Annotated in this window: 21 protein-coding genes; 12 read left to right on the forward strand and 9 right to left on the reverse strand. The window is 44.0% G+C overall.

Annotation, left to right across the window (positions count from 1 at the left end):
- Together AB4133_RS13565 and AB4133_RS13570 are read right to left on the reverse strand one after the other, a co-directional pair.
- Positions 1-209: urea transporter (locus tag AB4133_RS13565; protein ID WP_372163855.1), on the reverse strand; the 209-nt coding region annotated here is incomplete at its 3' end.
- Positions 210-291: 82 nt separating this feature from the next.
- Positions 292-951, reverse strand: coding sequence for a pyridoxamine 5'-phosphate oxidase family protein (locus AB4133_RS13570; RefSeq protein WP_372224751.1), 660 nt, complete (start codon positions 949-951; stop codon positions 292-294).
- A gap of 90 nt (positions 952-1,041) precedes the next feature.
- Between AB4133_RS13570 and AB4133_RS13575 the strand changes: the two genes are divergently transcribed.
- Positions 1,042-2,499: a PLP-dependent aminotransferase family protein gene (locus AB4133_RS13575; protein ID WP_065585005.1), complete on the forward strand. Its 1,458-nt coding sequence runs from the start codon at positions 1,042-1,044 to the stop codon at positions 2,497-2,499.
- A 46-nt stretch (positions 2,500-2,545) separates the two neighbouring features.
- Here AB4133_RS13575 and yjeH read toward each other — a convergent pair whose 3' ends face one another.
- Positions 2,546-3,817, reverse strand: a complete 1,272-nt coding sequence (yjeH, locus tag AB4133_RS13580) for an L-methionine/branched-chain amino acid transporter (RefSeq protein ID WP_017066490.1) — start codon at positions 3,815-3,817, stop codon at positions 2,546-2,548.
- Between the two features lie 254 nt (positions 3,818-4,071).
- Here yjeH and AB4133_RS13585 point away from each other — a divergent pair, with 254 nt between their 5' ends.
- The 3 genes from AB4133_RS13585 to AB4133_RS13595 all read left to right on the forward strand — a co-directional run bounded on the left by AB4133_RS13585 (position 4,072) and on the right by AB4133_RS13595 (position 6,189).
- Positions 4,072-4,533: an Lrp/AsnC family transcriptional regulator gene (locus tag AB4133_RS13585; RefSeq protein ID WP_017061781.1), complete on the forward strand. Its 462-nt coding sequence runs from the start codon at positions 4,072-4,074 to the stop codon at positions 4,531-4,533.
- A complete protein-coding gene (locus AB4133_RS13590) occupies positions 4,527-5,447 on the forward strand; it encodes a LysR family transcriptional regulator (protein ID WP_017061780.1) in 921 nt (306 codons plus the stop codon). Before AB4133_RS13585 ends, AB4133_RS13590 begins: the two co-directional genes overlap by 7 nt.
- Positions 5,448-5,574: 127 nt before the next feature.
- Positions 5,575-6,189 carry a LysE family translocator gene (locus AB4133_RS13595; protein ID WP_372224819.1) on the forward strand — a complete coding sequence of 205 codons (615 nt, stop codon included), beginning with the start codon at positions 5,575-5,577 and terminating at the stop codon, positions 6,187-6,189.
- Positions 6,190-6,582: 393 nt separating this feature from the next.
- Here AB4133_RS13595 and AB4133_RS13600 read toward each other — a convergent pair whose 3' ends face one another.
- Complete coding sequence (locus AB4133_RS13600; protein WP_017061778.1) at positions 6,583-7,746, reverse strand: carboxylesterase; 1,164 nt, start codon at positions 7,744-7,746, stop codon at positions 6,583-6,585.
- Positions 7,747-7,799: 53 nt separating this feature from the next.
- Positions 7,800-8,030: a hypothetical protein gene (locus AB4133_RS13605; RefSeq protein WP_017061777.1), complete on the reverse strand. Its 231-nt coding sequence runs from the start codon at positions 8,028-8,030 to the stop codon at positions 7,800-7,802.
- A gap of 273 nt (positions 8,031-8,303) precedes the next feature.
- Between AB4133_RS13605 and hcp the strand changes: the two genes are divergently transcribed.
- Complete coding sequence (gene hcp / locus AB4133_RS13610) at positions 8,304-9,965, forward strand: hydroxylamine reductase (RefSeq protein WP_372224753.1); 1,662 nt, start codon at positions 8,304-8,306, stop codon at positions 9,963-9,965.
- A gap of 67 nt (positions 9,966-10,032) precedes the next feature.
- Positions 10,033-11,100, forward strand: a complete 1,068-nt coding sequence (locus AB4133_RS13615) for a 2Fe-2S iron-sulfur cluster-binding protein (RefSeq protein WP_372116971.1) — start codon at positions 10,033-10,035, stop codon at positions 11,098-11,100.
- 239 nt (positions 11,101-11,339) lie between these two features.
- Here the strand turns inward: AB4133_RS13615 and AB4133_RS13620 are convergent, their stop codons facing one another.
- Entirely contained in the window at positions 11,340-12,776 is a 1,437-nt protein-coding gene (locus AB4133_RS13620; protein ID WP_372224755.1) for a glyceraldehyde-3-phosphate dehydrogenase, read from the reverse strand.
- Between the two features lie 892 nt (positions 12,777-13,668).
- Here AB4133_RS13620 and AB4133_RS13625 point away from each other — a divergent pair.
- Complete coding sequence (locus AB4133_RS13625) at positions 13,669-16,233, forward strand: ATP-binding protein (RefSeq protein WP_137002031.1); 2,565 nt, start codon at positions 13,669-13,671, stop codon at positions 16,231-16,233.
- A 31-nt stretch (positions 16,234-16,264) separates the two neighbouring features.
- Here AB4133_RS13625 and AB4133_RS13630 read toward each other — a convergent pair whose 3' ends face one another.
- From AB4133_RS13630 to AB4133_RS13640, 3 genes are all read right to left on the reverse strand, one after another.
- Positions 16,265-16,501, reverse strand: coding sequence for a hypothetical protein (locus tag AB4133_RS13630; protein WP_017061772.1), 237 nt, complete (start codon positions 16,499-16,501; stop codon positions 16,265-16,267).
- Positions 16,502-16,667: 166 nt separating this feature from the next.
- The gene (locus AB4133_RS13635; protein ID WP_017066096.1) at positions 16,668-17,294 is read right to left on the reverse strand and encodes a D-Ala-D-Ala carboxypeptidase family metallohydrolase; all 627 of its coding nucleotides are present in this window, start codon (positions 17,292-17,294) and stop codon (positions 16,668-16,670) included.
- Between the two features lie 197 nt (positions 17,295-17,491).
- The gene (locus AB4133_RS13640; protein WP_004742367.1) at positions 17,492-17,806 is read right to left on the reverse strand and encodes a DUF496 family protein; all 315 of its coding nucleotides are present in this window, start codon (positions 17,804-17,806) and stop codon (positions 17,492-17,494) included.
- Between the two features lie 195 nt (positions 17,807-18,001).
- On the opposite strand from AB4133_RS13640, the gene AB4133_RS13645 reads away from it, so the two are divergent.
- The 5 genes from AB4133_RS13645 (at position 18,002) to luxQ (ending at position 23,206) form a co-directional block, all read left to right on the forward strand.
- Positions 18,002-18,202, forward strand: coding sequence for a hypothetical protein (locus tag AB4133_RS13645; RefSeq protein WP_017068647.1), 201 nt, complete (start codon positions 18,002-18,004; stop codon positions 18,200-18,202).
- A 56-nt stretch (positions 18,203-18,258) separates the two neighbouring features.
- Entirely contained in the window at positions 18,259-18,915 is a 657-nt protein-coding gene (locus tag AB4133_RS13650; protein WP_017061769.1) for a YceH family protein, read from the forward strand.
- Positions 18,916-19,230 carry a GIY-YIG nuclease family protein gene (locus AB4133_RS13655; RefSeq protein ID WP_136978689.1) on the forward strand — a complete coding sequence of 105 codons (315 nt, stop codon included), beginning with the start codon at positions 18,916-18,918 and terminating at the stop codon, positions 19,228-19,230.
- 308 nt (positions 19,231-19,538) lie between these two features.
- Positions 19,539-20,633 (forward strand): autoinducer 2-binding periplasmic protein LuxP, encoded by a 1,095-nt coding sequence (locus AB4133_RS13660; protein WP_372224757.1) that lies wholly within the window; start codon positions 19,539-19,541, stop codon positions 20,631-20,633.
- Positions 20,633-23,206, forward strand: a complete 2,574-nt coding sequence (luxQ, locus tag AB4133_RS13665) for a quorum-sensing autoinducer 2 sensor kinase/phosphatase LuxQ (RefSeq protein WP_137001353.1) — start codon at positions 20,633-20,635, stop codon at positions 23,204-23,206. Before AB4133_RS13660 ends, luxQ begins: the two co-directional genes overlap by 1 nt.
- The last annotated feature ends 56 nt before the right edge of the window (positions 23,207-23,262 follow it).

The following is a 23,262-nucleotide window of genomic DNA, read 5'->3' on the forward strand; positions in this document are numbered from 1 at the left end:
TTGGTGTTGGTGTTGGTGTACATATAGCCATAGAAAGCTAATGCATAGCTGCAACTGGCGCCAAGTAAGGTAAGAAAAGCCAGCGCCAGTGACTCAATAGAAATGGCAAGCAACAGCAAAGTCGACGTCATGATAGACGGTGTGAAATAGACTTGCCCAATGCCATTGAGCAAGCCTTGAAACGGCAGAATATCCTTGTTCGTTTTCATCGTCTGATTACATTATTGAGTCATGTTAAATTTTTGTAATTCAGATTGTATACAATTTTATCAAGTTCACCATCTTCGAGTGTTAATTCTGATACCAGCGTTCACCATAAGCTTGTTGGTAATCTGGTGTTTCAATGATGCCTTCTTGTTCTGGAACGGTTTCTAACGGCCCAACAACAGTTCTATAGGGTAATACGCCAGCCCAAACTGGAATGTCCATATCGGCTTTATCATCATTCACTCCATGTTTACCAATCTTCACGGAAGCTTCTGTTAAAGGTATCGCCAACAACTCGGTCGCAGTGAGTTCTTTTTCATTACTGAGCCTCACTTCATCGGTTCTGCCCGGTGCGATTTGCTCAATAAAGATATTCAACAAGCGATCCTTTTCTTGATTGTCATCGATGACTGAAAATGACCCCAATACCACAGCAGAACGATAATGCGCACTATGATGAAATGCCGAACGAGCCAGCACCCAACCATCGAACAAGGTGAACGTTAAACAGGTTGGTTCTCCCTTTTTTAGTCCTTTTAGTAGGCGACTGTTTTTAGCTCCATGAATGTAGACTATATCACCCGCTCGCCACGCGAGCATCGGGATGACCATTGGTCCTTGTTCGCCCTGCAATGCAATGTGTGCGATTAAGCTCTCATCAATAATTTGGTGCAGTTTCTCTTGTTCAAATACGGCTTTGTGAGCCCCTTTTTTAATCGTGGTTCTTTTCGTGTTAGATAACATAATCGCTCCTTAATCATTGCCTTTTGATTAATGTAGCGATTAACTGGTCTATTAAATAGAGCCACTTTTAAACACTATTTGGATCCAGTTATGCAGCCTATCGATGTCGGTGATCTACAGTTAGACGAACAACACGGCACGCGTCAAACCGCCTTGTTCCACGCGATAAGAGAGAAGATCGTTCAAGATTTATGGAGCAAGGGCAGTAAGTTACCTTCAACACGTAAGTTGGCTGTCGAGTTATCGGTGAGTCGAAATACGGTGATTTATGCGTACGAACAACTGGTTACTGAAGGCTATATCGAGAGTAAGCAAGGCTCAGGGTTTTATGTCTCGGTTGAACAACCAGAACACTTTCTAAGTTTGTCTAAGCCAAACAGTGTTCAGGATCCGAAGGTCAAACAAACAGTCAGTAAACCGAGTACAAACATAGCGACACCTAACGACATTAACCGCAGCTTTGCCCCAGGAGTTCCTGACTTAGATGCGTTCCCTTTTGCGAAATGGCAGAGGTTGCTGCAACGTCACTCTACACGTCAGAACATTGCGGGCAATCAAGAGGTTCAGGGAAGCTCAGCCTTGAGGGAAGCGTTGAGTGGGTATCTTGCAAGCAGTCGTTCCGTTCATTGTAATGCCGACAGAATCATCATCACCGCAGGTGCGCAGCAAGCCATCTCAATCGGATTAATGGCAACGTTAGCGATGGGCGACAAAATCCTCGTGGAGGAACCCGGTTATCGACAAGTACATAAAATTATCGATCTGTTGAGACTAGAGTTAGAAGGTGTAAGTGTGCGTGAAAAGGTGGGGTTGGATATTGAGAAAGTGTTGGCCAGTAATGCTAAGGCTCTGTATGTCACACCGAGTAACCAATACCCAATGGGCACGACTTTAAATACTGAGCAGCGCCTTAAACTGATCGATTGGGCCAATCAACATCAGTCATGGATCATTGAAGATGACTATGACAGTGAGTTCCAGTTTGCTCATCGCCCTTATACCTGCATGCAAGGGTTGGCGGGAAAGTTGGGGTTCGATGATCGCATCATCTATGTCGGCTCTCTGAGTAAGGTTATGTTCAATGGCCTTCGATTAGGGTACTTAGTGGTACCAGAAAGTCTGGTGGCGAAGTGTCTTGAGATCAAAGACGCGCTTACTGGAGACACGGCGTCCCACACACAGGAAGCTTTGGCGGATTTTGTTCGAGAAGGCGACTTGCTGCGTCATATTAGAAAGATGCGTCGGTCATACAAACTCAAGTATGAAGCCATGATAGAAGCGATTGAAAGCGAGTTTAACGGTGATCTTGAAGTGATCAGTCAGGCAGCAGGGCTACATGTGACCGTGAAGTGGTATCAAGGTATATCTGAGACTGAATGGAGTCATAGAGCTGAGCTTGAAAATATCATCATTCGTCCGTTTGATTTTTATGAATATGGATCAAGTGATGCTCGTGATTGGAGTGGGGTGGTGTTGGGGTTTGGAAATATCCGATTGGCTGACATAAAGCCGAAGATCAAACAGATCGCTCGGCTTTTTTATCAGTAATATTGGTAGGGCTTGTTTACCATTTTCTGATTCATCACGAATCGAGTTACAACTTGTCGATAGAGACGGTGGGTTTACCTTTACCTAGCCACTTCCGCCAAGGGAGTGACAATGTCACAAAAACAGTCACAGCATAGAGCATCGACCAACTTAAACAGATAAACACCAAGGTACAGATGACCAATGAAAGCATGGCAGTGTATCTAGATGCGCCTGTTAGTAATCGGCAAGCGGCTAACATTGCGAGCAGATAAACCAGAACAAAAATACCGTTGGCGAGCTTGAGAAAGAACTCAAGGTCTAAATTAGACAGCTCACCAATCACACACGAAATAAGCACGACAAAGCCAATTGCTAACGTTGGGTAGAGCGGTACGCCGCGGCTGTTCAGTTGAGCCATTCGACTTGCAGGGCTGTGTTGGCGGGCCTGAGCCCAGATCATCCGAGACAGGCTTTGTGTGTAAAGGTTTAGGCTGGCAAAGCAAGCAAAGAACCCCAGCACGCTGATGACGGTTTTGAAGCCATTACCAAACAGTTGTTCTGTTACCCAAGGGATGGATGCGGCATCGAATTCAGATGAACCGAAAGCACCCAGCTTAAGAATCACTACTGAACAAGCCCAGTACACTAGCCCCGCAACAAAACAGCCTGCAATGATGGCGATTGGGAAGTCACGTTGTGGATTTTTGAATTCCTCTCCCATGTGAGCAAAAGCTTCTATTCCGACAAAGCACCAAAACATGACAGCTAAAGCAGCGCCGATAGACCACATTGAATTGGATGAGATGGCAGGAAGAGCAACATCGGTTGCCGTGATGTCGGCTTTCCAAACAAAAGCGCTGACTAAGGCAAAAATCGACAATGCGATCACGGTTTGCAGTCGGCCAGAAGATTTACTGCCCATCAAATTGACGGCAATAAGCAGGGCGACGGTAAAGGATTGAGCACCAAGTGGTGTATCGAGAGGTGCGGGTAACAATTGTTGAGCAAAACCACCAGCCAGTGCAATGGCCGCTGGAATACCGACAGGAATAACACTCACAAACAACCACGCCACGCTTGTTTCTAATCGCTCGCTAAACGCCTGGCGCACAAAATAGGCAGTACCACCTGCATTCGGGTAGCGTTTTCCTAATGATGCGAAGGTCAGTGCAATCGGGCAAATAGCGATAAACAGGATTAACCAAGCGAGAAGAGACAACTGTCCTGCAATGCCTGCTGCGATCGCAGGGATCATAAATAATCCAGTGCCTAGCAAGGTCGTCGAGAGTTGTCCGATTCCTGAAATAAGCGTGATTTCTTGTTTGAGTTGTGTCATTCGCTCTCCTAGCTATTTGATTCTGGTCACGGTCTTCCAGTAACTTTCTTCTGGTGTGTGAGAAGTTATGATTGAGAGCATACATTGTTGACATCAATAATACAGCTAGCGAAACGTCGTAAGACACCGTCATTTTAACGGTATTAATCCGATTCAGTGTGAAAGTGTCGGCTGTCAGAATGGCTGTTATAAGTAGGAAAGTTGTGTCAAATTAGGCGTTATAAATAGAACAATAAATGAAAAGAATCAGAAGCATGGATAAATTTGATCGCCAGATTTTGGATATTCTCAAAACCAATGCACGATGCTCAGTGAGCGATATCGCCCGAGATGTCAGCCTCTCGCGCTCAGCGGTGAACGCCAGAATCAAGAAACTGGAAAGCGACAAAGTGATTACGGGCTACTGCGCTCAAGTGGCAGAACCCAACCAAACGAAGAATGTGTGCGCTTATATCTTGTTGAAGTTCGACATGTCGAGTAGTGACCATAGTTGTGAGTCTTACGCGAAACAAATCCAGAGTATTGATGAGGTGCAATGGTGCCACTCTATTAGCGGTGAGACAGATATGATGTTGTACGTGGAAGTGGAAAGCATGGAGAGCTTGAACCGAGTTCGCGATCAGCTGCAAAGTTACCCGGATCTTCGCCACTTAATGACTCATACGGTTTTGACCGAGTTTTTCAACAAACAGAATGCGACGGTGCATTCATGTTAGGCAATATCAACTTAAACCTACTGCGTTCACTGCATGTACTTCTTGAAGAGTGTCATGTGAGCCGTGCCGCCCAACGTTTGCATATCACACAATCCGCGGTGAGCCGTCAGCTCAGCCAGTTACGTGATTTGTGTGGCGACCCTTTGCTGGTCCGTGACGGCAACAAACTGGTGCCGACCAACCGTGCATTGCTACTCAAAGGTAAACTCGACGACCTGCTTGGCGAGTTTGACCACCTGTTAGATGATAAACCCTTCGAGCCGCAAGACTGGCAGGGTGAATTGGTGTTGTCTTCGAGTGATTATGTCGCTCAGTATATTCTTCCTGTGATTGTGGCAGAGGTGTCTGCTGAAGCGCCGAACATTAATCTGGCTTATCGATTGTGGCAGCCAAACTACCTTGAAGCACTGAACGAGTCTGGGATTCATTTGGCTTCCAGTATGTTTCCCACAAAGCCAGAACATGTCTCAAGTATCAAACTTGGTGAAGATAAGTCGGTGTGTTTGATGCGAAAGTCGCACCCGCTGGCTCAACAAGCGGTTTTGAGTGCAGAAGATATTGTTCACTACTCTCACATCAAAGTGACGGGTGGTGGAGATAAAGACAGTTACGCGGACATAGCATTGAAGAAGCAAGGGCTGAAGCGAAGAGTGGCTTTACAGGTTCCGTTCTTTTCATCTGCTGGTACTGTGTTATTGCAAGACGACTATCTGATGATCGTGCCAGAACATATCGCCTATAACCTAGGTCGACACCTCGATACTACCTACTTTTCGTTGCCATTTGATACGGAAATGCATACCTATTGGTTAATGTGGCATCCTAAATATGACAACGACTCTGCCCACAAATGGGCGCGAGAAAAAGCATTCCAAGCCATGCAAAAGTCGAGTTACAATATCAGTATGACTTGAAATCATAGGTGTGATGATAATCTTTGATTTCAAATAATACCTCCTGCGAATTATGGTAAGTGCCAAGTATTGAGTATTAAGCGTAGAGCGTTCAGCTGGAACGCTTTATTTTATTAGGAATGGAATGATGACAGTAACAATTTGGTTTTCTTTATTAGCGATTTGCTTGTTGGGTGCAATGTCTCCGGGCCCAAGCTTGGCGATGATCGCTAAACACAGTTTGGCTGGTGGCCGTATGAACGGGCTTATCGCAGCTTGGTCACACGCTGCTGGTATCGGTATTTATGCGTTCGCAACCATTGTTGGTTTAGCCGTTGTGCTTGAGCAATCCCCAATGTTATTTAAAGGTATTAGCTTAACGGGGGCTGCTTATCTGCTTTATCTTGGCGTTAATGCGTTACGTTCGAAAGGTGGTGTTGCCGCGAAATTAGAAGCGGGTGAAAAGATGAGTTACATGCAGTCTGCTCGTGAGGCTTTCTTGATCTCTATCTTGAGCCCAAAGATCGCATTGTTCTTCATCGCTCTGTTTAGCCAATTTGTAGCGCTAGGTAATGAACTGACCAATCAAGTGATTATTGTCTCAACGCCGCTGATTGTCGACGGCCTTTGGTACACCTTTATCACCTTGGTACTGTCTAGCCCGTTGATTGTTGAACGTATTCGCTCGAAAGCTCAGTTGATTGATCGACTATCTGGCGTGGTGCTGATCCTGCTTGCTGTTCGCGTGGTGTGGACGATATAGCAGTAAACGATAAGAATAAGTAACTAGGGTCTGTTAACTTTTAGTGGTTAAATTTTGTTCGAGATAGAATCGTTTTAGGCGCGGCAAGGAGTATGTAGCCTAGTCATTCTAAGTTAATACTTCTTAACAAAGCATAAAACGATTCTAGCCGAACCCTTCGGGCAGCCTTTGTGGTTCATTTCTACTGCGTTATCGGCTTCTCATGTAGGCTAGCTACACTTCAAAGCCTCTGCCTTGTAGAAATTTCCCACAAAGTGCTGCAAAAATCAGCTCTAAAGGTCAACAGACCCTAGACGTTCACCAGAAACGACACTCATTAAAAAAGGCTCACTAGACGTTATCTAGTGAGCCTTTTTGATTTCTCTGGATTAGCTTTTGGAAGACTTGAGCTTATTAGCCTTCAGAGTTCAGTACGGCATCTAGCTTCGCCATCGAGTCTGAGAAGTAGGGGTTGTAGGTCAAACGCGCATGGTTCTTCCCTTCTTCACGATAGCCCCAAGCTGAGTACCAAACCTCACTGGTTGCATTGCATTGTTCTTCAAACCCTTCTGCCTGACCATTGGAGCAAATCTTCTCGCTACCATTGATTCCGTAATAAGGGTTGTTTGGTGAGAACAGTAAGCCCATGTGAGAGCCGTTCGAGATGCGTTGCTCTGGGATCTTCATGCTGTACTGAACAGCGCGAGGATCCTCGAGAGTCGTCTCTCCTTGCCAAACCAACACATTGTTTGGATTCGGCATAGATTCAGTAAAGGCTTGCTGAACGTAGTTGGTGTCAATCACGCTGTCGCCTTCACTCATCATAATAAAAACTGGTTTATCGAAGTGTTTATCTTGTAAGTCACCACGTACGACTTCTGATGTCTCGTAGTAAACCGATGCACCATTCATTGGCAACGAGTTGTAACGCAACACATTGTCTTCAGGATCTTGATCCGCCCAAGTGACAAAGTAGCTTGCTAGTCCCGCGTATTGAACGGCAGACGAGCTCGGTTGAAACGCAGGTGAGAACAGCAGTAACCCAGAGATCTTTGGATCGTTCATCGCCTGTGAAGTCACGAGGTTCGCGCCGGTTGAATAGCCGCCTAGCCAAACAGAATCATACTCTTGCTCAAGTAACTTCGTATGGTGAGCCACCACACCTTGCCAATCTTCTAGGCTCGGCTGCATTAAATCACCCACGCGACTGCCGTGACCCGGAAGTAATACGGTTCTCACTAAGTAACCTTGCTCTGCCAAATGGGTAGCGATGTCTTTAAATGAGTAAGGTGAGTCGCCTAATCCATGAACCAATAATACCGCCTTGCCGTTTGGCGAGGTTGGTTGATACTCGGTTGGTGAATTGAGTTGGATCTCGAGTTGCTTGTCTTCCGTCATGAACACGCGGTTTTTCAATAACCAATCTTGTGTGTCATTGACGTAGGCATCAAAGCTGTCTTGCTGATAGCTAGGCAAGTCTGGAGATGTTTCGTAAGCGGGTATCGGTGTCTCGTTGGAACAACCAACGAGACTTAAAGTCGTTAAGGCCAGCAGTGCTAGGAGGGGCTTTCTTTGCATTATGTAATCTTGTCTCTGTTGTGCTTTCACTATGTCTGAAACTAAAGTTTAGGTTACTTTTTGCTTGAAAGGTCTTCGTATTCACCTTCAATAACACCGGCATCATTGGTTGATGACTGACGAGTGTTCATATGAGCTGCGAAACCTTGTTTCTTCATTTGATTCTGAATGCGCTTGCCAGTAATTAAAGCTGCAATAGCTAAAGGAATAGCAAGGATCAAGCTTGTGAATAACGCCAAAAGGCCAGTAAACAATGCAACAATCGTAACTAATATATTTTTCATATTCATTCCTCTTTTTCTATGTTGTTACTTTATCGCTTCTATTCTGAACGAAACATGAACGCCGTTAATAAATCTCTGAGAGTCACTATGACACGGATGTGTGCTGTTAGGGAGTTTATATGTAGTCATAATCACGCACTAAAAACATGGAATAAAACTAAGTTTAATAAAATCAATATGTTAAAAGTTGGCACGCTTGATGCTCTATAGGGGTTGGAATAAGTCACTGTAAGCAAAGTACTTACAGTTAATAAAAATTACTGGAGCCCTTATATGTTCTGTATTCAATGTGAACAAACAATTCAAACCCCAACCGTAAAAGGCTGTTCTTTCGCACAAGGTATGTGTGGTAAAACTTCGGAAGTATCCGACCTTCAAGACGTGTTGGTGCATTCTCTTCAAGGTGTTTCTTTTTGGGCCAATTTGGGCCGTGCGTGTGATGTTATTGATACTGAAATCGACGAGTGGGCGCCAAAAGCGTTTTTCGCAACACTAACCAACGTTAACTTCGACCCTGCTCGTATCATCGAATTCGCACAACAGTCCCATGAATTCAAGCAGCGTTTAGAGCAACAGGTTCGCGCGGCAGCGACATTGATTGGTTTTGAGATCCCAGCGCTTTCTGCTGCTGCTCAATTCGACCTTCCAACGGACTCTTCAGAGCTATTGGCGCTTGCCCCTCAAGCGGCGGTAAACCGTGGTCACGACTCTCAACACGAAGATGTGATTGGTCTTCGCCTTCTTTGCCTATACGGTCTAAAAGGTGCAGCAGCTTACATGGAGCACGCACGTGTTCTTGGTCAAACTGATAATGCTATTTTCGCTGAATACCATGAAATCATGGCGTTCCTAGGTACAGATCCATCAGACCTAAAACAACTGTTAGATACGTCTATGCAGATCGGCTTAATGAACTACAAGGTCATGGAAATGTTGGATAAAGGCGAGACAGATACCTTCGGTCACCCTCAACCAACAACCGTGAATGTGAAGACGAAGCGAGGTCACTGTATCCTTGTTTCTGGTCACGACCTGCATGATCTAGAAAAGATCCTTCAACAAACGGAAGGCAAGGGCATTAACGTTTACACCAACGGTGAGATGCTACCTGCACACGGCTACCCTGAACTAAACAAGTACCCACACCTTGCGGGTAACTACGGCAGCGCTTGGCAGAACCAGCAAAAAGAATTTGCGAACTTCCCAGGTGCGATCGTAATGACATCTAACTGTCTGCTTAACCCAGATGTGGGCTCGTACGCTGACCGCCTATTTACGCGTAGCATCGTAGGCTGGCCGGGTGTTGCTCACCTTGAAGGTGACGATTTCAGTGCAGTGATCGATTGTGCTCTTGCGCAAGAAGGCTTTAAGCATGACGAGATCGAGCAAATGATCACTGTCGGTTTTGGTCGTAACGCCTTGATGGAAGCAGCGCCTGCGGTTGTTGAACAAATGAAAGAAGGCAACATCAAACACTTCTTCCTAGTGGGTGGTTGTGACGGCGATAAATCTGAACGTAGCTACTACACAGATTTCACAGCTCAAGCGCCAGAAGATTCAGTAATCCTGACATTGGCATGTGGTAAATTCCGTTTCAACAAAAACCAATTCGGCGACATTAACGGTATTCCACGTCTGCTCGATGTTGGCCAATGTAACGATGCATACTCAGCGATTCAGCTTGCTCTTGCGCTGTCTCAAGAGTTTGATTGTGGCATCAACGAACTACCACTAACACTTGTTCTTTCTTGGTTCGAGCAAAAAGCGATCGTTATCCTGCTTACTCTGTTCGCACTGGGTGTGAAAGGTATCTACACAGGCCCAACAGCGCCTGCATTCCTAACTGAAAACCTACTAAAGATTATTCAAGACGAGTTCGATATGCGTTCTATCTCAACGCCAGAGCAAGATCTTAAAACAATCTTAGCGGCTTAACTCTAGGAACGTGCAGCGGCGGGGCTTTTTAGATTTAATTCTTTAGTATCAGTGAGGTGTGTGAACTATGTATGCATGGTCGGATAGCGATTCAATCAATTTAGTGTGTTTAAAGAAATGGCACGAGACGCCAGATACGGTCAGCTTTGAGCTTGGCAGTATTCCACAAGATTTACATTTCAATTTTAAGCCCGGTCAGTTCATCACCTTGGGTTTAGATATGCCGACGAAAACGGATTACCGTGCTTATTCCGTGGCTTCTTGCCCCGAAGATAACCGCCTGAAGTTGACGGTCAAGCGTGTGGAAGGTGGCTTGGTTTCGAACTTTATTGTTGATGAGCTTGATGAAGGTGACGAGGTTTCTGTGTTGAAGCCGGCAGGCTCGTTTAACTGTATTGATTGCATGCCAACGGCAACAAAGAAAGTAACGCTAGTGAGTGCGGGCTGTGGCATTACACCCGTAATGGCGATGGTAAAATATTGGCTGTCTCAAGACAGTGACAGTGACAGTGACATTGAGATTGATTTCGTCCACATGGCACGCAACAAGCTTGAGACTATCTACTTTCAAGAACTTCATCAGCTCGATGAATCACATGCGAATTTCAACTTAAAACTGCTGTTAAAAGACAACGAAGGAACAACCGCCCCTCAAGGTCGTTTAGATAAAAACTGGTTGGTGAAACTGAGCCCAGATATCTTAGATAGAACGGTTTACCTGTGTGGGCCTGTCGGCTTCATGCAAGATATTGAGAGTTATCTGAAAGAGCTTGAGTTCAACATGGATAACTTCTATCAAGAAAGCTTTACTCCTGCTACTCAGGATGCTCAATCAGAAGCGTCAAACGCCGAAATTGCTGACGATACGAATAGTGCTGTTAAGGTATTTGTGCCTGCGTTCGGCGCTGAAGTTGAAGCGGAAACTGGCACACCATTGGCGGATTCATTAGAAAAAGCAGGCGTTCCAATTATTATCGCTTGTCGTAGTGGGATTTGTGGTTCGTGTAAATGCAAAGTGACCAAAGGATCTGTGGAATCAAGCAGCCAAGAAACATTGACGCCAGAGCAGATTGAACAGGGCTACGTGCTTGCATGTTCAAGCTCGATTCAGTCAGATGTTGAGGTTGAGTTATAACAGACGTAAAGCTGTGCAAGAGTGATGAAGACAAGATCTTATTATAGCGATAAAAGTTAGGGCGCTAGATGTAAAAAGGCCACCTAGATCAGTTAGAGAGAGCAGATCTAAGTGGCAACCCTCTTGTTTATACGGGGGAGTAAAACAAAAGGGGTTGCGAAGTCCATACAGACTTCGCAGATATAGTTATTATGTTGTGGAGCTTGTTGCGGTGGACGTATCTACAAGAGCGAAGTTAATTAAACTTCTGGGTATGTCTTGTAGCGTACACCCATCATCTGTTCCATACAGTGAACAACTTGGCAGCTGTAGCCAAACTCGTTATCGTACCAAATGTACAGCACGGCACGGTTGTCTTGTGCGATAGTCGCCACACCGTCAACCACACCTGGGTGACGAGAGCCAACCAAGTCGGTAGATACAATCTCAGTCGAGTCTGTGTAATCAATTTGTGCAGACAAAGCAGAAGACAGCGCCATTTCACGCAGGTACTCGTTCAACTCTTCTTTGTTTGTGCCTTTCTCAAGGTTTAGGTTCGCAACTGCCATTGAAACGTTTGGCGTAGGAACGCGAATCGCATTACCTGTTAGCTTACCTTCCATTTCCGGCATCGCTTTTGATACTGCTTTAGCAGCGCCAGTCGATGTCAGTACCATGTTCAATGATGCAGCACGACCACGACGATCACCCGAGTGGAAGTTATCGATTAGGTTTTGATCATTGGTAAATGAGTGCACCGTTTCGATGTGACCAGACAGCACGCCAAACTTGTCGTGAACCGCTTTCAATACTGGCGTGATTGCGTTAGTAGTACAGCTTGCTGCAGAGATGATGGTGTCTTCTGGCTGAATAACATTTTCATTCACACCAAATACCACGTTCTTGATGTCGCCTTTACCAGGTGCAGTCAGTAGCACTTTCTTCGCACCGTTACACGTAACGTGTTGGCTCAGGCCTTCCGCGTCACGCCATACGCCTGTGTTATCAACCACAAGTGCATTTTCAACACCGTAAGCCGTGTAATCCACTTCTTCTGGTTTGTTTGCGTAGATAACTTGGATGAAGTTACCGTTAACGATGATCGCTTTGCGTTCTTGGTCTACAACAATGCTGCCGTTGAATTGGCCGTGTACAGAGTCACGACGAAGCAGGCTTGCACGTTTTTCTAGGTCGCCATCTTTGCCGCCGCGTACAACGATTGCACGTAAACGCAGTGGGTACCCCGGGCCACTTTTCTCGATCAACAGACGAGTTAGCAGTCGGCCAATACGACCAAAACCGTACAATACAACGTCACGAGGTTCTGTCATTGCATCGCCTTCAAGCGATTCGATAAGTGCAGTTTGTAGGAAATCATCCAACCCATGTGTGTGTTCGCGATCTTGCCAGAATGAATGCGCAAGGCGACCAACATCAATACGACATGGAGATAAGTCCATAGAGAGAAGGTGTTGAATAATAGGTTGAGTCTGTTCTGCTGTAAGAGGAGAACCAGTGTAACGTTTTGCGATGCGGTGAGCTTTGATGATGTCGATAGTTGTCGCGTTAACTAAGGTCTTACCAAAGAGGATAACTTCTACGCCTTTTTGACGGTATAACTGACCTAAAGTTGGAGCGATGGATTCAGCAATGGTTTGACTAGTTTGCCAATCTAGGAGGTGCTTTTCGGGACTCATCTTTACTCGGGACCTTTCACGTTAAGTTTCTGCATTCATGGCGGTTGTAGGGAAGCCAATCAGCATAGGGGATTTGAGGCATCAGTCTGTGGTCTCTATTGCCACTTAAATGTGCTGATATACCTTGTGTGTAACTTGTAATTTTTATGTGGCAGGATTGTAAGGTGCGACGGGTTATTCTGCTAGGAAAAATAAATGCAGACAAAATATCTGTAAATTGGCTTTATATTAGCCATAAATCAAGATTTGAACGTCGATAAAGACTATTGACTTTAATAATCTGTAGCACTTATTTTTCGTCAAAAAATACTCAATTCAAAGGATAATATGTAATACAGGTCATATTGAACATTAAAGGTGTGATCGCTAACTCAAGTTACACGTAAACAGTAAACGATAAATAAGGGAATTAACGAGTATTGATGTTTGACCTTTGAATAAGCCTAGCTTGAGTGTGAAAAGTGCATCACGCAAACGATTGGATGTCACAATTTTAACCTAACTATCCACTTTGTTAGCACGCAGAGTCATTATTCACAGTCTAGTTGAGCCGCAGAATGTGGATGTGTACTTGTTATGCCGGTGATAATAACTGGAGAAAACGTCTTTTGTTTACATTTTGCTCACTGAAACCTCGCTTGTTTAAACCAGTCTTAATAAAGCACGCCTTTCCGCTTTAAAGCACTTTTCTGGATACCAGTTGGCTTTAATTTTTCGTTCTGGGCTCAGAGTATCGTTTGTTCATATCCAATTTGATCAATAACCCTCTGTTAATGTCCTATTCTTAATTTGGGTTAGGTAAATTACTTTCGGGAAGGGAGTCGTTATAAAAATGATAAACATGTCAATTAGATGGCGTCTTATTTTTCTTTCCACGGTTTCTGTACTCATTATGTTCGGGTTTACAGTGAATGAAGTGCTTAAGAACGATGAGAAGATGAATCACCTTGAAACAACGCGTATTAAGGTCGAAGCGCTTCAATCTTTTAATACGGTTTCAAGTGATGCTTATCGATGGTTGGTGCTGTCTAATGACTCCCCTGAGAAAGGTCAGTTGCTTTTAACACTGCAATCAGAACTGGATAGACTGACTCAGTATGGAACGCGACTTCAACAGTTCGACAGCAATTGGAGTATTGATCCTCAGTTAGCTGAATTGAAAAAGCTGTTGATGACCCTAGCTAGTACATCTGAAACCAGAGACAGCAGACAATTGACAGAGCGTGCTTTCGACTTGTTAAAAGACGTGCTGATGGAGCTGTCTGAATATCGTATGGCCTTAGTCGATGAAAATATCGGTCAAGCTGAAGCGATGTTTATCAATCTTACGCATTATGTGTTTTGGACTCAGAGAGAAGCGTGGTTAAGCTTCAGTTTGAATCGCTCCCCAGAGTTTAAAAACCAATACTTGCTTAGTTATGTCGCTGCTCTAGAGAGGCAGCAACAGCTATTAGATACATTTTTCCGTTCGGATACGCGTTCTCCAAACATTAGACAGTTGCTAAACGCGGTTGCCAAAGATGAATTCCAAGACAAATTTACATCTCGAATCCTCAAAGGGGACTTTTCATCACCCGAAATATATCAACACTTGAAAAGCTTAGAGGTTAAAAAACGGGCTATTTCAAACGCGATTGGCGCTTACACCAATCAAATACAGTTTGAACTGACCAAGAATATCGCGTTGCAGAAAAGGCAAACCTTGGTCATGACGTTGCTTATACTCATCGCTTCTGGTGTTTTGATGTGGCTTGGGGTTGCGACATCTCTGCGCTTAAACAAAAACCTGTCGATTATTTTGAAAGGTGTGTCGGAATGCGCTGATAGCTACGGCCAGCCAAAGGTGATTCGTATCCAAGGGAACGATGAGCTTGCCGAGTTCACTGAAACCCTAAATCGAGTGATGGAACGCAACTATCTGCACAACAAAGAGTTGATAACAGCAAAAGAAGACGCGATTTCGGCTAACAAAGCCAAAAGCGCATTCTTAGCAAATATGTCACATGAAATACGCACGCCACTTAACGGGATCATTGGCATGGCTGAGATCTTATCTCAAAGCCAACTGAGCCCAAATCAACAAGAAGTACTGGGGGATATCGAATCGTCCTCTCACTCTTTACTGGTGCTGCTGAATGACATACTCGACCTGTCTAAAATCGAGTCGGGTAACTTGATGTTGTCACCACACAATGCTGATTTGCGAGAAGCGGTTTATGACTCTGTGAGTGTGATTCAGTCGAAAGCGATAAGTAAGGATATTGAGCTCGACATCAATATCGATTATCAAACGCCGTCACAACTGTTTTTCGATGAGTACCGCGTGAGACAGGTGCTGACCAATCTGCTTTCTAATGCCATCAAATTTACGTCTAAGGGCACAATTACAACTGACATTGCTTATACACCTATGTCTATGGGCAGGGGCAAGCTTGAATGCAGCGTGTCTGATACCGGGATTGGGATTGAGCCCGAGAAGTTAGAGTCCATATTTGAACCTTTCACTCAAGAAGATGGCAGCATTACCCGTCAATTTGGCGGTACGGGGTTAGGGCTTGCGATTTGTCGACAGCTTGTTGATTTGATGGGTGGTTACATTACCGCGCGTTCAGTGAAAGGAGAGGGCTCTACATTCACTTTTTGTTTGTATGTCGATGTTGTAGAAGCGCCTGTTCAAACTTTCGATAACCTGAGCCGAGCGACCATCATCTCGAACTCTTTCAATTACCTCGATCAGCTCGTTAAAGAGTGTGAGCGTTTGAATGTTCGAGCCAATGTGGTGTCATCCATTGCTGCCCTTAGTGAAAGTGTAAAAGAAAGTGACTTCATACTTTATTGTCATACCTTGCACCACTCTATGGAAAAAGATCTTGCGACGTTGAAGGTGATATATCCTCTTGCTCGCGTCATCGTTTGTCAGCATCACCTATTTAAAACCAACCTAATCAGAGAAACGGTCCACTCGACTCATACCTTGCCATTCTTGGGCCGACGTTTCTTAACCAGCTTACAATCTCTCGATGTGGGCGAAGAGCAAACGCCTCAAGTGGAAGCAAAAGATGAAGAAGTTCGCTCTCTGAATCGACGCATTTTGATCGTTGAAGACAATCTGATGAATCAAAAAATAGCGAGCTTCTTCCTTGAGCAAGCGGGTTATGAATATTTGATTGCCAGTAATGGCCAAGAAGCGGTGGATGTCATCACCCAGGGTGCTCAGTTTGATGCAGTCTTAATGGACTGCATGATGCCTGTTATGGATGGCATAACGGCGACTCGTGCGATACGTCAGTGGGAAGCCGATCAACAAGTCACACCATTACCCATCATAGCTTTAACCGCCAGTGTTCTAGAAGAAGACATCAAAGATTGTTTTGAAGCCGGTATGAACGCCTACTTACCTAAACCCTATAAATCTCACCAGCTGTACGATCTTTTCAGTAGCCTTGATATTGTCTAGGGCTCCCGTATCAAGGCTAGCGCGGCGCTACTTAACGAACTTCCAATCCAAGGTTGTATTGTGCAAGGCAACGACCGACATAGCTGATGTTCAGCAAGGCTGCGACTAAGATGGTGCTGATGTGGGCGACGATTTGAATTGGCAGTGAGAAGTGATCGGCCATTGGATAAGCAACAATAATACTGAGAAGCATAAGTAAGGTTGTGATAGCTAGACTGAAGTTTGAAACAGAAAGCAGAGTTTGAAAGCGTTGAGTCATCGTCTTCATATTGAATTCCTAATTGCTATTAATAATTATGATACTTGTTATTAATATCAATTAGCGTTCCAGTTTTAATTTACATTTAAAATCATAATCTTATGTAATTTCGCTTTTTTTTAGAGTCTAAGTGACACGTGCGAATTGCAGGTCTTTATGACTTGATCGTGTTTCTTTACCATTGTCTAAACCCACAAGTATCGATGTGGAATCGAACACCTGAATATAAACCAAGCCCAACATTATTTTTTTGCCCGAATTCCGAATGAATCTTTTTAAGTTTCACGTGTAGATCTTCGCGAGTAATGTCATTTGCAGGCACTAGGTCTAAGGCACAAAACTCTAAGTGCTTACTTCGCAGTGCACCACCAGCTTGTTGATTGTAGATATCGGTTCGCTCTCCAGATACTGGTATAACAACACCGATTTCAGGCTCAATATATTGTTGTATGTACTTCAGGGTATTGATCATGTTTGGCACATGTTTCTTATTTGGGAGGGTAAACAAGGTTGTATTACTCATTGCCCAATCCGTCCCTTGCAATAGAACGAGATGCAGAGGCATGCTCTGAGTAACGCCATTGTCCTTGAGTTGTTGTCCTATTGCTCTCACTTGGTCTTGAGCGTGATTGAGGAGCATCCAACCTCGAAATGCTGATCGGGTCGGAACCTTGTAGCCATGAACATCGACCACGAGATCGTCATAAGTGATTTCGGTTTCTTCGGTATAAAGTTTCTCAAATTTTTCAGGGTAAGGTTGTGTCGTTGATAACGCCAAGGTAATCAGAATACTTCCGTACATAAAGTCTCTCCATCGCTAGTGTACACTCGTTATTTAGTTTGATACTGCTGTTGAGTTTCATTCATTTTGCTTAGGTACGTTTAAGCCTAGACGGTTAGGTTTAGATGCTTAAGTATAGACGCTGGAGTTTAGGTAAAAAAAACCCACTACTAAGAGTGGGTTACTAACATTGTTACAAGTAAATTAGCGAGGTTAGATTACTTCTTACCTTGGATTTGCTTGTCTTCTTCTGTCAGTTCACGAATGCGACGGCTGATGTCACGGCGAGCTTTAGAAATCTCAGCGCTCTTGATGATGTGGTCATCAACACGGTCTTCGTAGTCAGCTTTCATATTTTTGATAATGCCTAGGATCTCGTCGTGAGTCATCTCTGGCTTGATGTAATCAAGTAGGTTATCAAGAAGGTCGACACGCTTACGGTTGTCACGAACTTTCTTTTCGTTGTCTAAAAGTTCACGCTTAAGTTTGTTCTTACGTCGTGCTTGGTTAACAATTTCAAATACGCTGCTCATAGATTCCTTTTCCTATTCGTCAAATACGTTGTCTGCTTCTGATTAAAGCACATCAATTGATGATGTAACAGTCTTTAGATCAAAGCAAAAGTAAGGTTGTTTAATTATTCGTCACTCTCGCTGATGTGTGATTGTTTTTATCTTACCGTTCAAGTTAGTATCCCATGTAGATACTGCATTGATACGAAATGTGAAATGAATCAACAACAATTGGAAAACGAAGAATTGGACGACAATGTCACTGAATCTTCAGCAGAACAAAACAAGCTTCGTGATGCGTATGTACAAGAGCGTACTTATTTGGAAGTCGTGGAAATAGAGCTAAACCGTTCTAAGATCATAATGATTGATGAACAGGGCAGAAAGAAACGAGTACCAATTTTGTCTGAACACTAGTTACTGCATTGTTAGGTGTTGAGATGGAATTATCAAAATAATAAAAAGGAAAAACGATGAACACAGTACTTTCCCCAATTGAAGCGAGAATTATCGGTTGTTTGATCGAGAAAGAAGTCACTACTCCCGATCATTACCCACTGACACTGAACAGTTTAACCACGGCATGTAATCAAAAGAGTAACCGTGAACCTGTTCTCTCTCTTTCTGAGTCAGATGTTTTAGATGCAGTTGATGGTTTAATCGGACGTCGCATGGTGAGTGATGAGAGCAGCTTCAATAGCCGTGTTAATAAGTATCAGCATCGTTTCTGCAACACTGAGTTCGGCGATCTGCAATTTACAGAGCAAGAGCGTGCAATCATCTGCTGTATGTTACTGCGCGGTGCGCAAACACCCGGTGAACTTCGTACTCGAACGGGTCGCCTTGCAAACTTTAGTGATGTGAAAGAAGTAGAAGCAACATTAGACAAACTCGCTGCAAGAGAAGCAGGTGCCTTGGTTGTGAAGCTGCCACGCGAAGCGGGTAAACGTGAATCACGCTACCAGCATTTGTTGAGCGGTGAAGTGGACGTTGAAGCGTTTGCGATGGCATCAGTAAGCGCGGCTGCCCCCTCTGCAACGAGTGAAAAGTTTGAAGAGCTTGAGTCTGAAGTTGCAAGCCTACGAGCAGAAGTGGCAGAGCTTAAGGCTCTGGTTGAATCACTGCTTTAAATGTCAGATGCTGATAAAAATGCGGATTGGGTCGTGTACTTGATCCGCAATCGTCACAATGCCCTTTATTGTGGCGTGACGAACAATCTAGAACGTCGATTTGAACAACATCAAACCGGTAAAGGCGCCAAAGCTTTAAAAGGTAAAGGCCCACTTAAGCTGGTTTGGAGCTTTGGTGTTGGCTCAAAAAGTGAGGCGTTGAAAACCGAATACGCGATCAAGCAGTTGCCCAAATCCCGCAAAGAAAAACTGGTATCACTCAAACTAATCATTGAGTGGCAAGAAGAGCAAATTCAATATATCGAAGTCTCATAATTCATTGCTAAAATGTTTGTTATTGATTAAATCTTAATAGTGTAAGGGGCTATAATAGCTCTAGCTAAGCTTATGAATTTAAATGGTAATTACTCTTACCGTGAATGGGCTGAAATCATAATTTAACTCGTTGTTCTTAATCTCCATTCCAAATTAACATATTGCTCATTTAGAATGTCGTTCTAATTAGTGTTAGACGCTATCATTTATCATCGTTGTCCTACATAATATCCACTAGCCATACAAAGAGATGGTGTCATGCTAGGTTAAAAAATGAGCCAAAGTAGCTCATATAAAACGAGAAAAATATGAAACGTTTACTGATGTTGTTTGGACTTGCCGTATTTTCTGCGTCCGCTCTTTCCCATGGTACTCATGTCCTCAATAGGTACTGGGAATACCAAGATTATCTTTCCACTTTTCCAGAACAAAGAGCATTGACCGATAAAATGGTCGAGGCTGTACAAAATCACCCTGTGCCACTGAGAAGAATCCAAGACGAACCAATTACGATTTCCGTGGTGTATCCGGGCCAACAGATCTCGGATTACTGGGTTCGTAATATTCAAGCTTTTGAGAAGCGTCTCGATAGGCTGAAGATCCGCTACCAAATAAATCAAGTATTTACCCGTATTAATGCCGATCTCGCGCAGCAGAGTATTTCGTTGCAAGAAGCGATTGAAAACAAGACGGATTATTTGATTTTCACGCTAGATACCACGCGCCACCGCAAGTTTATCGAGCACGTGTTGACCTCTACAGACACCAAACTGATTCTTCAAAATATCACGACGCCAGTGCGAGCTTGGGCAGATAGACAGCCATTTATGTATGTGGGTTTTGACCATGCGACAGGCAGCTTAAAACTGGCGGACTATTTTAAACAAGTAAGTCCGCCAGACAGTAAGTATTCTGTTTTGTATTACTCACAAGGCTATATCAGTGATGCGCGTGGAGATACTTTTATCCATGAAGTGAATACGGTTACCAACTTTACCCTTAAGTCTTCGTTTTACACAAAATCAAACAAAGACAGTGGCTACCAAGCGGCTAAAATCAGCATAGAGAACGATAAGGATCTAGACTTTATCTATGCATGTTCAACGGATGTCGCTCTGGGCGCTGCGGAAGCGATTCGTGAATCGGGCCAAGACATCTTAGTGAATGGTTGGGGAGGCGGCTCTGCTGAACTTGAAGCCATTGCAAGGGGCGACCTAGATGTTACTGTCATGCGTATGAACGACGATACAGGCATTGCAATGGCAGAGGCGATCAAGTGGGATCTAGCCGGTTTGGAAGTGCCTACCGTTTACTCTGGTGAATTTGAAATTGTCACCAAGGAAGATTCCCCAGAACGTATTTCAGAACTTAAACAGCGAGCATTTAGGTACTCAGGTCACTAATGAAGAAAAGTTACGCCAGTACACCTAGAAACACTTTAGCTAGACTCATTACGCGTATCGTTATTTTGGTGATAGGCGTGATGGCACTTGGCGTGCTTATTCATAATTATGAAACCAGCAGTAATATCGTACAGCAAGAGACGAATCGAACGGTACAGCAAACCTCAAGCCTGATCCAAAACATGTTTGATTATCGTTTGTCGGTGCTGCAAATCCATCAAGACAGTAGCTCACACAGTGAAACTCTCAGAGAGTACTTTGATACGGGTAATGACGAGACTCTGAGCTACTTTTTCTTTGGTGTTGACCAACGTGAACCGGATCATGCACCAGATTTACGCTTTGTCTCAACCCACGATGGTTTGGCTTGGGAAGACGGCAACAGTCAATTTTATGGTTTGGATGAGTCCAACTTAAAGCATATTTCTGATGAGGTTTCGTTCAGCAGTAATTGGCATTTTATTAAACTGAGGACAGATATAGGTAAGCGTCACTTGTTGGCTCGCCGTACCCCTATTGTTGATAACGCTACTGGGGAAGTCCTTGGTCAACTCTATATCGCCATTGTGCTTGACAACAACTTCTCTTTGGCTGAGTCAATCCAACAGGGCAGTAATAGCGAAAATATCGTGATTGAAGCGCACGGTACACCGGTGACATCGACATTCAGTGGTGATGAAAGCTACACCATTACTGACATCCTCAATTACCAAATGTACGAACAGTTGCCGCGTCATTTCGTTACCATCGCAACCATTAAGATTAATGCTGTTGAAACTCCTTTAATCATTCGAGCTGTTCAAAAAAATAATAATTTCATTGCGTTAGAAGAGAATTATCAGCGTGCGATCATCGTGGTGATTGTGGTGATCATATTGATGTCTTTTTTTGCTCGAACTTGGATTCAAAAGAGAGTCTCAGCCGAGCTTGATAAGCTAATGGACTTTACTCGTTCGGCAAGTGCTAGCGAAAAGTACAACAAGTTCGATGGCTCTAACATTTTCGAATTTCATCATATTGGTTGTACTCTTGAAGACACCTTTGAGCGCTTATCTGAACAGAATCAAAAATTCCAAGATCTCTTTAACTTTGCTCATTCGCCTATCTTAGTTTGGTCTGAAAAAGGCGATTTGATTCAGATGAACCCCGCCGCTCGCATGGCGTTGTTCGATGCTGATGACAATTATGGTCCAATTGCCCAAGAGTTTGAGCAGCGAATGCTGCCTAATATTCAAATGGTGGTTCAGGGTTCTAAACTGACGGGTATTAACGTACCCATTGGTGAAAAGGTGTTTCGTTGGAACATGTCTGCTATTCGCGTGGAACACGGCATCACAGGAGTGGTGGTACAAGGGCAAGATATTACTAAGCTAATCGAGGCGGAAAGACAGGCTGATCGAGCAAGAGAAGAAGCTGAGCATCTTGCGAATGTGCGAGCAGACTTCTTAGCTAAGATGAGTCATGAGATTCGCACGCCGCTCAACGGTATTCTCGGTGTGTCTCAGCTGCTCAAGCGCTCTATGCACAATGAAGATAATCGCGAGCAGGTGGATGTACTGTGTAATAGTGCGGAACATTTACTGGCGGTACTTAACGATATCTTGGACTTCTCAAAGATTGAGCAAGGGCAGTTTAATATTCAAAAGAAAGACTTCCGTTTAGGGGAGTTAGTTAATACCTTAGACAGCATCTATCGACCGCTGTGTGAAGATAAATCCGTCGAATTTACCATTGTGAATCACTTAGTTGATGACATTGAAATCAATACCGACCAAGTACGCCTCAATCAGATCATGTTTAATCTGTTGAGTAATGCTTTTAAATTCACTCATCAAGGCGGTATCTCCGTCAGCTTTGAGCTCGAGAGTATCTTTAACTCCGATCACGCCAGCTTGATCGTTCGAGTGAAAGATTCTGGCATTGGTATTGATGAAAGCAAAATTGATGCTGTTTTTGAACCCTTTGTTCAAGCCGAAGAGACCACCACTCGTGAATATGGTGGCACTGGTTTAGGACTTACAATTGTAAAAAATCTGGTCGATATGCTGGAAGGGGACATTCAAGTCCGCAGCGTGATAGGTCAAGGCTCAGAGTTCACGATAGAAATTCCTGTAGTCGTACACGCCAAGCCGCTATTAGTCGATGCTAAGCAACAAGCTGAGGTTGAGCCAGAGGCGTTGTTTAGTCGACCTTTGAATGTGTTGCTGGTGGAAGACAATCACACCAACGCCTTTATTGCTCAGGCTTTCTGTAAGAAATATGGCATGGTCGTCACCTGGGTAAAAGATGGCTTAGAAGCGATTGAGATGGCTAAGACGATTACCTATGACTTGATCTTGATGGATAACCAACTCCCTAATCTCGGTGGTGTTGAAACCACTCAGCAGCTAAGAGGTGAGATTGGTGTGTCAGCCCCTATTTATGCGTGTACCGCTGATGCTCAAGAGTCAACTAGAGACAGCTTTATGGCCGCAGGGGCGAATTACGTGATTGTAAAGCCGATTAAAGAAGAGTCGCTCCACCAAGCGTTTGTTCATTTCAAAAACTCATACTGGAATGACACAGAGCACTAGGCTTTAACTTAGTGCTCTTTAATGGAGTCTGTTGAAGAGAAGTAACTAATTTTCTG

This window comes from Vibrio sp. 10N.286.52.F8 (assembly GCF_041468745.1).
GTDB classification, from domain to species: Bacteria; Pseudomonadota; Gammaproteobacteria; order Enterobacterales; family Vibrionaceae; genus Vibrio; species Vibrio crassostreae_C.